Below are 12861 nucleotides of genomic sequence, written 5' to 3' on the forward strand. Positions count from 1 at the left end.
GGCTCGCGTTCATAACTTTAGGGTAAGGGTTGGTAACCGGATGATTCACCGGGTATCAGGCCACTCGCAGCCGCTTGCCGAACAGCAGTCCACCCCACTCCAGGCGGTTGGCGGCCAGGTTCCAGGCGATGGAGCCGGCCATGCCCACCACCCCCAAGGCCAGCACATAGAGCAGAAGCGGCAGGCGCTGGCCGGGGTCCAGCACGTCGACCAGGTTGAAGAACATCGGGTGGGCCAGGTAGATGCCGAAGGAGAACTCGTTGAGTCGCCGCACCAGCGGCGGCGCCGGGCGACCGCGCAGCCGCCCCATCACCCAGATGGTGAAGAGCAGGAACAGCGGCACCACCCACACCTCCTTGGAGGAGTACGCCAGCCAGCCGGGCAGCGAGAACAGCACCACCAGGCCGACCAGGGCGGCAAGCCAGCGCGGGCGAGCCAGGGCCATCAGCCAGGCGGGGCGCCCCCCGGGGCTGTCGTGGTAGTGGCGCACCAGCACCAGCGCCAGGAAGAAGAGGTAGAGCCAGCCCAGCGGGGCGATCCAGTGCAGGTAGCCCGGCGGCAAGTCGCTGCGCGACTGCCAGTAGCCCCACCAGGCCATGCTGATCAGGCTGCCGATCGCGAGCCAGGGGGTGGCGGGCAGCCAGCGCTCCAGGTGCAGGCGGCCGTAGAGCCAGTAGAAGGCATAGAACTGGGCGGCAATGATCAGGAAATAGCCGTGCCAGCCGGCGTAAAGCAGGTACTCGCGCAGGGTCTCCACCAGGCCGGCATCCGCGCCGGCGGCACGCAGACGCAGATACTCCGCCATCGAGTAGACCAGGCCATAGACCAGGTAGGGCACCATCACGTACTTCACCCGGCTGCCCAAGAAGCCCGGGGGGATGTTGTTGCCATAGCGCATCGAGAACAGGAAGATCGAGATGAAGATGAAGATCGGGGTACCGAGCACCGTGGGGATGCGGGCGAGGTCGGTGGCCAGGGTGTCGATGCGCTGGTTGAGGTGATCGAGGAGATGAAAGCTGAAGACCGCCAGACAGCCGTAGGCGCGCAGCCAGTAGATTTCCTCGATTCGTTGCATGTGTCGATTCCCTGCCATCCGCGCGTGGGTGGAACACCTTTGCCGGGCCTGTGGTCTGACCGCCACACTCGGCATGCATCCCCTTTTCGGAAACTGGCAACCAACTGCGCACAGGGAGGGCCCGATATGGCGGCAGCCAGACGCTGCACACTGACTATCCTGACGATCCTGATGTTCCTGCTGGTGGCTGGCCAGGCGCTGGCCAGCCAGGTCTCCCATCACCGTTTCCACTCCGAGGTACTGGAGCGCGACTACCCCTACACCCTATACCTGCCCGACGGCTATCACGACTCCGGGCTCGACTATCCGGTGGTATACCTGCTTCACGGCTCCTTCGGCAACGACCGCGACTGGGTGACCCGCGGCGCGCTCAAGCAGATCGCCGACAGCATGATACGCCAGGGGCGCATCCCGCCGACGGTGATCGTGATGCCGGGCAGCCAGAGCTGGTGGGTTGACGGCCATAACGAGCCGGCCCGCACCGCGTTCCTGGAGGACCTGATGCCCCACGTGGAGGACGTCTGGCGGGTGGTGCCGAAGCGCGAATGGCGCGGTATCGCCGGGCTCTCCGCCGGCGGCTACGGCACCATCAACTTCGTCCTCGAGCGGCCCGAGCTGTTCGCCGCCGCGGCGGCCTTGAGCCCGGCCAGCTACTATCCTCTGCCGCCGGCCAACTCCACCGCCCGGGAGCATGCCGCCTTCCTGACTTCGGACAACCGCTTCGACGCCGACCTCTGGCAGCGGCTCAACTACACCGCCCACCTCGACAGCTACCTCGGCCAGGATTACGTCGTTCCGCTCTATCTGAGCGCCGGCAATTACGACGTCTTCGATGCCGAGAGCCACGCCCGCCGGCTGCAGGCGTTGCTGGAGCCAAGCCAGCCGGGTCAGGTACCGCTGGAGGTGCTCTCCGGCGGCCATACCTGGGGGGTGTGGCGCGCCAGCCTGGGTCCGGCGCTGGATTTCATGTTCCGCTACCTGCAGCCGCCGCTGGCGGAACCACCAGACGACAGATGACGCGATCTCACGCCACTCCCACCTTCGCCTCGGCATCCAGCCGCTGGGCGGTCTGGTCCACCGCGCGCAACCAGATCAGCAGCAGCGCACCCAGGGCCACGAAACCGCCGGCCAGCCACAGCCCGGTGTAGTAGTGGCCGGTGGCCTCGGCGAGCATCCCGGTGAGCGCCGGGGCGACGATCTGCGCCGTGCCGTAGGCCAGGGTCATGCGCCCCATCATCCGCGCGGGGCTCTGCGGGTAGAGCCGCCCGGCCATGGTCAGCACCAGGCTCACGCAGCCCAGGAAGGTGCCGCCGTAGAGCACAGCGCTGATCAGCACGCCGGCCAGGCTCTGGGTCAGGGCCGGCAGCACGATGCCCACCACCTGCAGGGCCATGGCGGCGATCAGCGCGCCCAGGTAGCCGAAACGCCGGGCGATCAGGTCCCACACCATCACCGCGGGGGCCGCGGCCAGCCCCACCAGGGCGAAGGTCCAGTTGCCGGCGCCCACGAGCAGCGGCTCGCGCTCGACGATGGCGACGATGAAGGTGGCGCTGATCACGTAGCCGTAGCCGGCGCAGAAGTAGGCGGCGAGCATCAGCCGCATGAAGGTGCGGTTGGGCGGTATGGCCGCGCGCGGGGTACTGACGCCGGCGCCTTGCGCAGGCTTCATCGGTCGTGGCAGCCAGCGCCAGGCGGGCATCAGCAGCACCATGGCCAACACGGTGAAACCCCACCACTGGGCCTGCCAATCGAAGGCGAGGCGCAGCATCAACTCCACCGCCAGGGCGGCCACCAGCATGCCGAGCCCCACCCCCGCGAAGTGGATGCCCAGTTCCCCGCGTTGCCGGTGGCTGATCAGCCAGTGCAGGATCAACCCCGAGGCCAGCAGCATGGCGCCGCTGCTGGAGAAGCCAGCCACGAAGCGCATGCCCGCCCACAGCCAGAAGCTGTCGGCCAGGGCCATGCCGGCGGTGGAGAGCACCGCCAGCACCAGGGTGAGGCGGTAGAGGGTGTCCTTGAGCCGAATGCTGTGGATGGAGGCCGCGAGCAGCGCGCCGAACATGTAGCCGGCGTAGTTGAGGGCGGCCAGCCAGCCGCCCTGGGCATCGCTCAGCCAGGTCTGCTGCTGCATCACCGGCAGCAGCGGCGTATAGGCGAAGCGCGCCACGCCGATGCAGAGGATCTGGCTGAACACGCCGGCCAGCAGTACCCGGTAGCGCGGGGAAAGAAAGCCCGGGGAAGGCACCCCGAGCGATGATGACGAAGGCGTGGCCATGCCTGGCGCTCCTAGAGTCCGTATCGTTTTGTCGTTATGTCGTTATGTCGCTGCGTCGCTGTGGGCACTACCATAACCGACTTCCATCACCGACTTCCCATGCAACCCTCATGACGTCGCCGAACGCCGACAGACCGCTGCCACATTGTCGGCATAACTTGCTACTCTCGGCCTCTGACCCACCCGACACAAGGGCGCTACCATGTCCTCCTTGATGACTCGTCTCCAGGCCGTCGCCTCGCCCGCCATTGGCCTGGGCTGCATGAATCTCTCCCATGGCTACGGCCAGCCGGTGCCCGAGGCGGAGGCGCTGCGTGCGCTGGATGCCGCCTTCGATATGGGCTATCGCCACTTCGACACCGCCACCCTCTACGGCGCCACCGCCAACGAACGGCTGGTGGGCAAGGCATTGGCGGACAAGCGCGGGGAGATCCTGCTGGCCAGCAAGTGCGGCATGGCCATGGACCCCGAACAGGGCAAGAAGGTGATCGACGGCCGCCCGGCCACCCTGCGACGCCAGTGCGAGGAGAGCCTGGCACGCCTGGACACCGACCACCTGGACCTCTACTACCTGCACCGCTGGGACAGAAACGTGGCCATCGAGGAGAGCGTGGGAGAGCTGGGCCAGCTGGTGGCGGAGGGCAAGATCGGCGCCGTGGGGCTCTCCGAGGTCTGCGCGGCCACCCTGCGCCGCGCCCATGCCGAGCACCCCATCGCCGCGGTGCAGTCAGAGTACTCGCTTTGGACCCGCAACCCGGAGATCGCGGTGATCGAAGCGTGCCGCGAGGCGGGGGCCGCCTTCGTGGCCTTCAGCCCGCTGGGCCGTGGCTTCCTGAGCGGCGCGGTAACCGATGCCACCCGGCTGGCGGAGGGCGACATGCGCCGCAGCCTGCCGCGCTTCAGCGACGAGCACCTGCCGCACAACCTGGCGCTGCTGGCCGAGTTGGCGGCCGTGGCGAGGGAGTTCGAGGTGACCACCGGCCAGCTCGCCCTGGCGTGGCTGCGGGCCAAGGGCGACGATATCCTGCCCATCCCCGGCACCCGCTCCATCGCGCATATGCGCGAGAACCTGGCCGCCGGCGACCTGCGCCTGGAGGCCACCACCGTGGCACGCCTCGATGCGCTGCTGGCCCCGGAGCGGGTGGCCGGCGGGCGCTACACAGAGGCGCAGCAGGCCGAGGTGGATACCGAGGAGTTCTAGTCCAGGGCGCGGTCGTCGTCTTCGCTGGGGAAGTCCAGGTCCTCCAGGCGGCCGGTCACCGCGGTGGCAACATTGGCCAGGTGCGAGGCCACCCGCTTGTAGTGGCGGGCCAGCAGCGAGTAGGCCACCGCCTCATGGAACTCGATCGCCTCCTCTTCGCGCAGCAGCGCCTCGATCAGGTCGTCGCAGCGGCCGCGGATCTCACGGGTGACCTCGATCACCTTGTGTGCCTTGGCCTCGTCGGAGTCGCGGGTAGCGGCGATCAGCTCCTGGAACAGGCCGTTGAGCCGCTCGGACATCTCGTCCAGCGGCTGCTGATAGCTGGGCACGTGAAAACCTTCGCTGTAGAAGGCGCCGACCTCGAAGACGTTCTTGCAGTAATCGCCGATGCGCTCGGCGTCCTTTGCCACGCTCATCAACGCCAGGCAGATGGCCACGTCGTGGCCGGGGTTGACGGTGAGGTGGCGCAGCACCTTGCGGCGGATGGAGCGCTCGAGCTCGTTGACGGCGCGGTCACGCTGGTAGAGCGGCTCGCGCACCTCCTCGGCGGGCACGGTGCTGTAGAGCACCTCGTTGGCACGGGAAAACATCCAGGCGCCGTGCTCGAGCATCCGGGTCAGGTCTGCGTAGGCCTGATCGATGCTGTTCTCCGAGGTAAAAGCGCTATAGAGCTGTCGAAACATGGGTAACCTCCCGGTTGGCCGCGCTCAGCGCAGGCGCATGAACAGTTCGGTGGCGGTGATGCCGGCCAGGGGCACCACCAGGAATACGCCGATCAGGAACAGGAAGGCGTAGCGGACCTGCTTGCCGGCCAGCCGGCCGTACCAGGTGGCGATGCGCAGCGGAATGACCCGCAGCGGCCACCAGATGGCGGTGCCGGTCAGGTTGAAGATGACGTGAAACAGCGCCACTGTCATCGCCGCGGCGATGGGGTTGGCGGTGGCGGCCAGCACGCTGGTCACGGTGGTGCCCAGGTTGGCGCCCATCATGAACGGCAGCACCCGGCGCAGGCGCACCACGCCGGCCCCGGCCAGCGGCACCATCAGACTGCTGGTGATGGTGCTGGACTGCACCAGCACGGTGGAGATCACCCCGACCCCGTAGGCGCGGGCGTCGGTGCGAAAGAAATAGGTGCGAAACAGGCCGTCCATGTGGCGCAGCAGGGCGCCGCGCAGGTTCTGCACCATGAACACCAGGGCCAGGAACATCAGCGCCATGCCCAGGCCCGCCACGAAGAGGCCAGCGGCAGCCGCGCTCGGCATCAGGGCCACCCCCAGCCAATGGGCGGCATCGACAATGGGGGCGGTGATCACCTTGATGGGACTGTTGGGGCGGGCGACCTCCTCCAGGCCGATCAGCTCAGCCAGCCAACCGGCCAGCCGAGTGAGGATGCCGCGGCCACCCTCGTGGAACATCCCCGTCAGCCACTCCAGCGGGAAGACGATCAGCACGGTCAGGATGTTGAAGAAATCGTGCATCATCGCCGCGGTGAAGGAGCGACGGAAGTTGCGCTTGATGCGCACGTTGGCCAGCGCCACGATCACCCCGGTCACCGCAGTGCCGATGTTGGCACCCATGATGGCGAACACCGCCGTGCCCAGGGTCATCTCGCCGCTGGCCACCAGGGTGACGATCAGCGCCGAGGTGAACGACGAACTCTGGACGGTCATGGTGACCAGCACGCCGGCCATCAAAGCGATGAAGGGGTTCTCGCCGTAGGCGAAGGCGCGGGTCAGGACATCGCTATCGCCGCCGAAGGTGCCAAGGCCCGCGCCCAGCACGTTGAGGGCGGCTAGAAACAGGTAGAGGCACAGGCCGGCGTAGATCCCCCGCAGCCAGGCTGGCACCTCGTGAGTGGCCTGGCGTGCGAGAGCGGGACGATCGGTGGAAGGTCCAAGATTCGACATTAGCGGTCTGCCGTGTTGGTGAACGGTCCCTTCATGACGGTTACGTGACAATTCCGTGTCAGTGGGCGCAACGTAGCGCCACTATGTGACACTTTAATGACATACGCATCTTAATCGTCGCGAAGGGTGGCTCGCCGGGCGCGGCGTCGCTGGCCCAGGTGGGTGATGCCGCGGCGCACCGGGCGCCACAGCCGGCTGAGCAGCCACAGCGCGGGAATGCCCAGCACCAGCCAGGGAGTGAGGAAGACCACCACCAGAATCACTTGCCCCACCGACTCGAAGAACAGGCTGACGCTGCGGTCCAGGGCGCGCCACAGCGGGGCCAGGGGGCCGTACTCGTGGGGCTCCACCCAGCGCTGCTGCTGGAAGCTGGCGGTGACCGAGACGCTGTCGGTGACCCGGGAGAGATGGCGCTGGCGACCCTGCATCGATTCGATCTCGCCCTGCACCCGGGCGAGCTCCCGCTCCACCTGCAGCAGGTCCTGGATCCGGCGCTCGCTGAAGCCACGCCCCTCCAGGGCCAATTCGGCGAGCCGCTCGCGCAGCACGACCTGCTGGGCCAGGCGCGCCTCGAGGTCGATGATCTGCTGGGTGCGATCCTCGCGGGTGATCTCCACGCCGCTGAGGGCCGGGGATTCGTTGATGCGCTGCACCGGCTCGGCCTCGTCGACCCGATCCCGGTCGATGCGCATCACCAGGGTGCCGCTGGCCAGGCCCTGGCGGGGAGTGCTGAGCCGCCCTTGCTCCACCTGGCAACCGCTCATGCCCAGACAGGCCTCGTGGGCCTCGTGGTAGGTGGCCATCAGCGCCTCGGCAGCATCGAACTGCAGCTGGTAGTGGCGCCGCTCCTCGATGCGCGATTCGGCCGTCTCGGCGCCGGCCTCCGGCGCCGAGACGGTACCGACCATGTCGGCCTGGCGCACCATGGCCTCGCCGGCGAAACCCTTTTCGGAATAGTCCTGACTGGAAAAGCCGTCGCCCTGGCTCGACATGCCGGGGTCGAAATAAGGGGAGACTTCACCGCCATCGAAGGCGTCGCAGCCGGAGAGCCCCAGCGCGACCAGCAGGCCCAGACCCAGCAGACCAGGGCCGAGCAGACCAGAACCCAGCAGGCGGAGGCGAGAAGTGAGAGAAGCGCGGGCGGGCATGCCGGGGTCGTCCATGACGGGGAGAAGGCCTGAAGCCTACCATCTCGCCACCGCCGGCGGCTGCCCCCCAGTGCCGAGGAACCGATGAACCTAGGAACCGATCAACCGATGCCATTGCGCGCCGATGCGCCGACGGCGGGCTCTCCACGGCCGGCGGTGCTAGGCTTTCCTTCCCGGCTCCCGACATATTCCCGATGAGTCACGATTCGCTGGAGATCGCCATGCCCCGCCTCGCTCGCCTCGCTCGCCTGACTCGCCTTGGCTGCCTGATCGCCCTGCTGCTGCCGCTTCCCGCCCTGGCCCAGACCCCCGGTGACGAATGGCAGGCCTACGAGACGGCCCTGGCCGACGGCGCCCGCCAGGCGAGCTATTGGCAGGCGGGCTGGACGACGGTCTACGCCGGCAGCCTGGCACTGAACGCCTGGCAGGCCAGCGAAGCTAGCGACCGCGACGACCGCTATGACGCCCGGGTCGGGGTGGTGAAATCGGCGCTGGCGCTGGGCGGCATGTTCCTGGATCGTCAGCCCCACCCCGCCGCCTACCGGGAGCTGCAGGCCGGTGAGCCCGGCGATATCGACGGCGCCCGGACCCTGCTCACGGCGGTGGCCGATGAGGAGCGCCGACGGCGCAGCTGGGAGGCGCGGCTCGGCTCGCTCGCCGTGAACACCGCAGCGGGGCTGCTGATTGCCGTGGGCGACGGCCGCGAACGCGACGGTGCCATCAACTTCGCCACCGGCATGTTGATCAACGAGCTGCAGCTGCAGACCCAGCCACGCCAGGCCACCTCCGCCATCAACCGCTTCCAGCCGGCCCGGGTCTCCCTGGGCGAGCTGCACCTCGAAGGCGAATACGCCCTGCTGGTGGGGCCGAACCAGTTGGGAGTAGCGCTGCGCTACTGAGCCACCACGCGGCCATCGTAGCCTCTACGTGACGGTGGTCAGGACCGCTATTGTTATGTTATAACCTCCGCCATTACGACGGAGGTTTTCCCATGGCACACCGTGCACACCGGCACCGCCCGGAAGGGCCCTGCCACTTCTCCCTGATGTCCCTCTCCGCGACCCGCCGCCTGCTGCTGGCGGCGGTTCTGCCCCTGGCCGGCCTGTGGCTGACGGTCTCCTGGGCCGCCGGGTGGTGGTCCTGATGTCGCGCCTTCAGCTCGAGGACCTGCAGCTCGCCCGGGGCGGGCGCACCGTGCTGGAGCACCTGGACGGCCGCTTCCAGGACGGCGCCATCACCGCCCTGATAGGCGCCAACGGCGCCGGCAAGAGCACCCTGATAGCGGCGATCATGGGCATGCTGCGCCCGGTGGCAGGCCGCGTGGCGTGCCAGGTGCCCAGGGAGCGCAGCGCCTGGCTGCCCCAGCAGCTGGCCCTGGACCTTGGCTTCCCGATGAGCGTCGAAGAGCTGATCATGACCGGCACCTGGCCCAGCCACGGGGCGCTGAAAGGCTATTGCGCGGCCCACTACCGGCGCGGCCGCGAGATCATGGCCCGCCTGGGCATCTCCCACCTGGCTCACCGCCAGCTCGGCGAGCTCTCCGGCGGCCAGCGCCAGCGCGCCCTGCTCGGCCGCACCCTGATGCAGGAGGCCGAGCTGCTGCTGCTGGACGAGCCCTTCGCCAACGTCGATATCGAGACCGTCGACGTGCTGATGGACGTGCTGCGCGACATGGCCCGGGAAGGCGCCACCATCATCGTGGTGCTCCACGACATGGAACAGCTCTCGCGCCTGGCCGACGACGTGCTCTTCCTGGCCGGCGGCCACGGTAAATGGGTCAGCCCCGACTCGCTGCTCGACCGCTACGCCGGCCAGCCGCCCCGCGCGCCGCGCCTGCCCCTCACCTTCCCGGATACCCTGCATGCTGGAACTGCTTGACGCTTGGCTGCTCGCCCCCTTCGACTACGGCTTCATGCGGCGCGCCCTGGTAGCGGGCCTGGCACTCTCGCTGGCCGCCCCGCCGCTGGGGGTCTTTTTGATGCTGCGCGGCATGAGCCTGATCGGCGACGCCATGGCCCACGCCATCCTGCCCGGGGTGGCACTGGGCTTTTTGTTCGCTGGCTTCTCGCTGCCGATGATGAGCCTGGGCGGCGTGCTCTCGGGCCTGCTGGTGGCTGTGCTGGCCGGCAGCGTGTCGCAGATGACCGGCCACCGCGAGGACTCCGCCATGGCCAGCTTCTTCCTGATCTCGCTGGCCGCCGGGGTGATGTTGGTGTCGCTGGGCGGCAGCAGCGTGGACCTCACCCATGTGCTGTTCGGCTCGATCCTGGCCGTGAACACCACCGCGCTGGTGCTGATCGCCGGCATCAGCAGCCTGATTGTGGTCACCCTGGCGGTGATCTTCCGCGCCCTGGTAGTGGAGTGCCTGGACCCGCTGTTCCTGCGCGGCCAGGGGGTGCACAGCGGGCTGATCCAGGGGGTCTTCCTGGGCCTGGTGGTGCTCAACCTCACCGCCGGCTTCCAGACCCTGGGCACACTGATGGCGGTGGGCCTGATGATGCTGCCGGCCACCACGGCACGCTTCTGGAGCAAGCGCCTGGAGGGGCTGATCGGCATCGCCGTGGCCATCGCCCTGGTCGCCAGCACCGGCGGGCTCTTGCTCTCCTACCATCTGAGCCTGCCCTCCGGCCCATCGATCATCCTGCTGGCCGGGGCGGCCTACCTGCTCTCCGCGCTGCTGGGCCGCCACCACAGCCTGCGCGAGCGCCTGCAGCGTCGCGCTGCGCCCCTGGGCGCTCCCGAATCCCACTGACCGCGATCCTACGACACGCGACTCTTGCTGACATAAAACCAAGGAGCCCTTCCCCATGCGCATCCTGAACGCCTCCGCCGCCCTGCTCGGCGTCTCCGCCCTGCTGGCCCTGCCTGCCGCCTTCGCCGCCGAGCGCGTGCAGGTGGTCACCAGCTTCAGCATCCTCGCCGACATGATCGAGAACGTCGGCGGCGACCACGTCGAGGTGACCTCCCTGGTCGGCCCCGACAGCGACGCCCACGTCTACTCGCCTCGTCCCACTGACGCTCGCGCCCTGGCCGAGGCCGATCTTGTGGTCTTCAACGGCCTGCAGTTCGAGGGCTGGATGGAGCGCCTGATCGACGCCAGCGACTACGCTGGCCCTCTGGTCACCACCACCGAGGGCATCGACCGAGTGGCGGCGACCCATGACGACCATGACGACCATGACGACCATGACCATGGCGATCAGGATCCCCATGGCTGGCAGGACCTGGGCGTGGGCAAGGTCTATGTGGCTAACATCCGCGACGGCTTGATCGAGGCCGACCCGAACAATGCCGAGGCCTACACTGCCAACGCCGAGCGCTACATCAACGAGATCGACGCCACCGACGCCGACATCCGCGCGCTGCTCACCGAGATCCCGGCTTCCACCAGCGTGATCACCGGCCACGACTCCTTCGGCTATTTCGCCAGCGCCTACGGCCTGCGCTTTCTCTCGCCGGTGGGGCTCTCCACCGAAGCGGAACCGAGCGCGGCCAACATGGCCCAGCTGATCGACGTGATTCGCGCAGAAAACGTCCAGGCGCTGTTCCATGAGAACATGACCAGCCCCGCGATTATCCACCAACTCGCCGAGGAGACCGACCTGCCCATCGCCGGCACCCTCTACGCCGACGCCCTGGCCGCGGAAGGCGAGGCCAGCACCTGGCTGGGCATGATGCGCCACAACGCCCGGACCCTGCACGGCGCCCTGGCCCAGCCCGGCCATGATGATCATGGGCATGACGACCACGATGACGACGATCATGGCCACGGCCATCGCCACTGAGCCAGAGGCCCAGTAACACCGTCAACGCCACCTCGGGGTGGCGTTGTTTTTTTGTGGCCGCCGTTTTTATGGGACTATCGAACACTCATCCCCTGGAAACCCGCCATGCTGGAATTTCGCCAGGTCCACAAGGCCTATCCCACGCCCCAGGGGCCGCTGACGGTGCTCGCCGGGGTCGACCTGGCGCTGGCTCCCGGTGAGAGCCTGGCGCTCATGGGCGAGTCGGGCAGCGGCAAGTCGACCCTGCTGCATCTCGCCGCAGGGCTCGACCTGCCCGATGCCGGCGAGGTGCGCCTGGCCGGCCGGGCGATCTCGTCGCTCAGCGAACCCGAGCGGGCCCGGCTGCGCCGCGAGGCGGTGGGGCTGGTATTCCAGCAGTTCCACCTGGTGCCGAGCCTCTCGGTGCTCGACAACCTGCGCCTGCAAGCGCGGCTGGCCGGCGTGGAGGACCCGGACTGGTCGGCGGAGCTGATCCGCCGGCTGGGCCTGGAGGGGATGGAGCGGCGCTACCCCGAACAGCTCTCCGGCGGCCAGCAGCAACGCCTGGCCATCGGCCGCGCCCTGGCCCCGCGCCCCGCCCTGCTGCTGGCCGATGAGCCCACCGGCAACCTGGACGAGACCACCGCCGGCGAGGTGCTCGACCTGCTGCTCGGCCTGGTGCGCCAGACCGGCTGCGCGCTGCTGATGGTGACTCATAGCCCCCAGGTGGCGGCCCCGCTGGATCGCTGCCTGCGGCTGTCACAGGGCAAGGTAGAGGTCATGGCGGAGCTCCCCAATGGCCCGAGGTAGCTGGCTCTTTCGCGGTGGCGTGCTGCTTGTCGTGGTGATCAACACGGGGCTGATCTGGCTGCTGCTCAGGGAGCTGGGCATGCCCGACTCCCTGTCGCCGGGTGCCCTGTCGCAGTGGCTCAACGCTCAAGGCCTCCTGGGCCCGCTACTGCTGATGGCGCTGATGGTCATGGCGGTGATCGTCGGCCCCCTGCCCACTCTGCCCATCACCTCCGCCTCGGGCATGGCCTTCGGCGTCCTGCCTGGTTCCCTGCTGGCAGCCACCGGGGCTCTGGCCGGGGCCATGATCGCCTTCCTCCTCGCCCGGCTGCTGGGGCGCGACCTGATACGCCAGCGGTTCCACGACAATCCGCTGTTCGGTGCCGAGGGCTCGCAGCGGCTGCTGTTCATCATCGTGCTGCTCACCCGGCTGATTCCGATCTTCTCCTTCGCGCTGATCAGCTATGCCGCCGGCGTCACCGCCATCACGGGGTGGCGCTTCGCTCTGGCCACCTCCCTCGGCATGCTGCCCATGACCCTGGTATTCGCGAGCCTCGGCCACACCTTCGACCTGCACCCGGTACTCACCATCACGGCGGCGATCACCATCCTTGCCGTGATGAGCCTGCTGCCCTGGTACCTGCGCCGCCACCGCCAGTCTCGCCTGGCGCGCTGGCTGCACCTCGACTGACTCAGGGGGCC

General features: G+C 68.2%; 14 protein-coding genes. 9 read left to right on the forward strand and 5 right to left on the reverse strand.

Features of this window, described 5'->3' with window-relative positions; genetic code table 11:
* Positions 1-55 precede the first annotated feature (55 nt).
* Positions 56-1075: an acyltransferase family protein gene (locus ACR80S_RS15000; RefSeq protein WP_435401810.1), complete on the reverse strand. Its 1020-nt coding sequence runs from the start codon at positions 1073-1075 to the stop codon at positions 56-58.
* 126 nt (positions 1076-1201) lie between these two features.
* On the opposite strand from ACR80S_RS15000, the gene ACR80S_RS15005 reads away from it, so the two are divergent.
* Positions 1202-2092 carry an alpha/beta hydrolase gene (locus ACR80S_RS15005; RefSeq protein ID WP_435401809.1) on the forward strand — a complete coding sequence of 297 codons (891 nt, stop codon included), beginning with the start codon at positions 1202-1204 and terminating at the stop codon, positions 2090-2092.
* Between the two features lie 7 nt (positions 2093-2099).
* Here ACR80S_RS15005 and ACR80S_RS15010 read toward each other — a convergent pair whose 3' ends face one another.
* Positions 2100-3350: a YbfB/YjiJ family MFS transporter gene (locus ACR80S_RS15010; protein ID WP_435401808.1), complete on the reverse strand. Its 1251-nt coding sequence runs from the start codon at positions 3348-3350 to the stop codon at positions 2100-2102.
* Positions 3351-3552: 202 nt separating this feature from the next.
* Between ACR80S_RS15010 and ACR80S_RS15015 the strand changes: the two genes are divergently transcribed.
* Positions 3553-4551, forward strand: coding sequence for an aldo/keto reductase (locus ACR80S_RS15015; RefSeq protein WP_435401807.1), 999 nt, complete (start codon positions 3553-3555; stop codon positions 4549-4551).
* Here ACR80S_RS15015 and ACR80S_RS15020 read toward each other — a convergent pair.
* From ACR80S_RS15020 to ACR80S_RS15030, 3 genes are all read right to left on the reverse strand, one after another.
* Positions 4548-5234 (reverse strand): phosphate signaling complex PhoU family protein, encoded by a 687-nt coding sequence (locus tag ACR80S_RS15020; RefSeq protein WP_435401806.1) that lies wholly within the window; start codon positions 5232-5234, stop codon positions 4548-4550. The two genes, ACR80S_RS15015 and ACR80S_RS15020, sit on opposite strands and share 4 nt — an antisense overlap.
* A gap of 24 nt (positions 5235-5258) precedes the next feature.
* The gene (locus ACR80S_RS15025) at positions 5259-6458 is read right to left on the reverse strand and encodes a Na/Pi symporter (protein WP_435401805.1); all 1200 of its coding nucleotides are present in this window, start codon (positions 6456-6458) and stop codon (positions 5259-5261) included.
* A gap of 110 nt (positions 6459-6568) precedes the next feature.
* Complete coding sequence (locus ACR80S_RS15030) at positions 6569-7606, reverse strand: DUF4349 domain-containing protein (protein WP_435401804.1); 1038 nt, start codon at positions 7604-7606, stop codon at positions 6569-6571.
* Positions 7607-7800: 194 nt separating this feature from the next.
* Here ACR80S_RS15030 and ACR80S_RS15035 point away from each other — a divergent pair, with 194 nt between their 5' ends.
* From ACR80S_RS15035 to ACR80S_RS15065, 7 genes are all read left to right on the forward strand, one after another.
* A complete protein-coding gene (locus tag ACR80S_RS15035) occupies positions 7801-8505 on the forward strand; it encodes a hypothetical protein (protein WP_435403705.1) in 705 nt (234 codons plus the stop codon).
* Between the two features lie 92 nt (positions 8506-8597).
* On the forward strand, positions 8598-8750 hold the full coding sequence (locus ACR80S_RS15040) for a hypothetical protein (RefSeq protein WP_435401802.1): 153 nt from the start codon (positions 8598-8600) through the stop codon (positions 8748-8750).
* Positions 8750-9484, forward strand: a complete 735-nt coding sequence (locus ACR80S_RS15045; protein WP_435401801.1) for a metal ABC transporter ATP-binding protein — start codon at positions 8750-8752, stop codon at positions 9482-9484. Before ACR80S_RS15040 ends, ACR80S_RS15045 begins: the two co-directional genes overlap by 1 nt.
* The gene (locus tag ACR80S_RS15050; RefSeq protein WP_435401800.1) at positions 9468-10358 is read left to right on the forward strand and encodes a metal ABC transporter permease; all 891 of its coding nucleotides are present in this window, start codon (positions 9468-9470) and stop codon (positions 10356-10358) included. Before ACR80S_RS15045 ends, ACR80S_RS15050 begins: the two co-directional genes overlap by 17 nt.
* A gap of 55 nt (positions 10359-10413) precedes the next feature.
* Positions 10414-11391, forward strand: a complete 978-nt coding sequence (locus ACR80S_RS15055) for a metal ABC transporter solute-binding protein, Zn/Mn family (RefSeq protein ID WP_435403706.1) — start codon at positions 10414-10416, stop codon at positions 11389-11391.
* 105 nt (positions 11392-11496) lie between these two features.
* Positions 11497-12180 carry an ABC transporter ATP-binding protein gene (locus ACR80S_RS15060; protein ID WP_435403707.1) on the forward strand — a complete coding sequence of 228 codons (684 nt, stop codon included), beginning with the start codon at positions 11497-11499 and terminating at the stop codon, positions 12178-12180.
* Positions 12167-12850 carry a TVP38/TMEM64 family protein gene (locus tag ACR80S_RS15065; protein WP_435401797.1) on the forward strand — a complete coding sequence of 228 codons (684 nt, stop codon included), beginning with the start codon at positions 12167-12169 and terminating at the stop codon, positions 12848-12850. Before ACR80S_RS15060 ends, ACR80S_RS15065 begins: the two co-directional genes overlap by 14 nt.
* Positions 12851-12861 lie beyond the last annotated feature (11 nt).

This window comes from Halomonas salsilacus (assembly GCF_051216275.1).
GTDB lineage: Bacteria > Pseudomonadota > Gammaproteobacteria > Pseudomonadales > Halomonadaceae > Halomonas.

Bases quoted from the DNA above. Each gene is read 5' to 3' on its own strand.
- ACR80S_RS15000 (WP_435401810.1), bottom strand. From the start codon at position 1,075: ATGCAACGAATCGAGGAAATCTACTGGCTGCGCGCCTACGGCTGTCTG.
- ACR80S_RS15005 (WP_435401809.1), top strand. From the start codon at position 1,202: ATGGCGGCAGCCAGACGCTGCACACTGACTATCCTGACGATCCTGATG.
- ACR80S_RS15010 (WP_435401808.1), bottom strand. From the start codon at position 3,350: ATGGCCACGCCTTCGTCATCATCGCTCGGGGTGCCTTCCCCGGGCTTT.
- ACR80S_RS15015 (WP_435401807.1), top strand. From the start codon at position 3,553: ATGTCCTCCTTGATGACTCGTCTCCAGGCCGTCGCCTCGCCCGCCATT.
- ACR80S_RS15020 (WP_435401806.1), bottom strand. From the start codon at position 5,234: ATGTTTCGACAGCTCTATAGCGCTTTTACCTCGGAGAACAGCATCGAT.
- ACR80S_RS15025 (WP_435401805.1), bottom strand. From the start codon at position 6,458: ATGTCGAATCTTGGACCTTCCACCGATCGTCCCGCTCTCGCACGCCAG.
- ACR80S_RS15030 (WP_435401804.1), bottom strand. From the start codon at position 7,606: ATGCCCGCCCGCGCTTCTCTCACTTCTCGCCTCCGCCTGCTGGGTTCT.
- ACR80S_RS15035 (WP_435403705.1), top strand. From the start codon at position 7,801: ATGAGTCACGATTCGCTGGAGATCGCCATGCCCCGCCTCGCTCGCCTC.
- ACR80S_RS15040 (WP_435401802.1), top strand. From the start codon at position 8,598: ATGGCACACCGTGCACACCGGCACCGCCCGGAAGGGCCCTGCCACTTC.
- ACR80S_RS15045 (WP_435401801.1), top strand. From the start codon at position 8,750: ATGTCGCGCCTTCAGCTCGAGGACCTGCAGCTCGCCCGGGGCGGGCGC.
- ACR80S_RS15050 (WP_435401800.1), top strand. From the start codon at position 9,468: ATGCTGGAACTGCTTGACGCTTGGCTGCTCGCCCCCTTCGACTACGGC.
- ACR80S_RS15055 (WP_435403706.1), top strand. From the start codon at position 10,414: ATGCGCATCCTGAACGCCTCCGCCGCCCTGCTCGGCGTCTCCGCCCTG.
- ACR80S_RS15060 (WP_435403707.1), top strand. From the start codon at position 11,497: ATGCTGGAATTTCGCCAGGTCCACAAGGCCTATCCCACGCCCCAGGGG.
- ACR80S_RS15065 (WP_435401797.1), top strand. From the start codon at position 12,167: ATGGCCCGAGGTAGCTGGCTCTTTCGCGGTGGCGTGCTGCTTGTCGTG.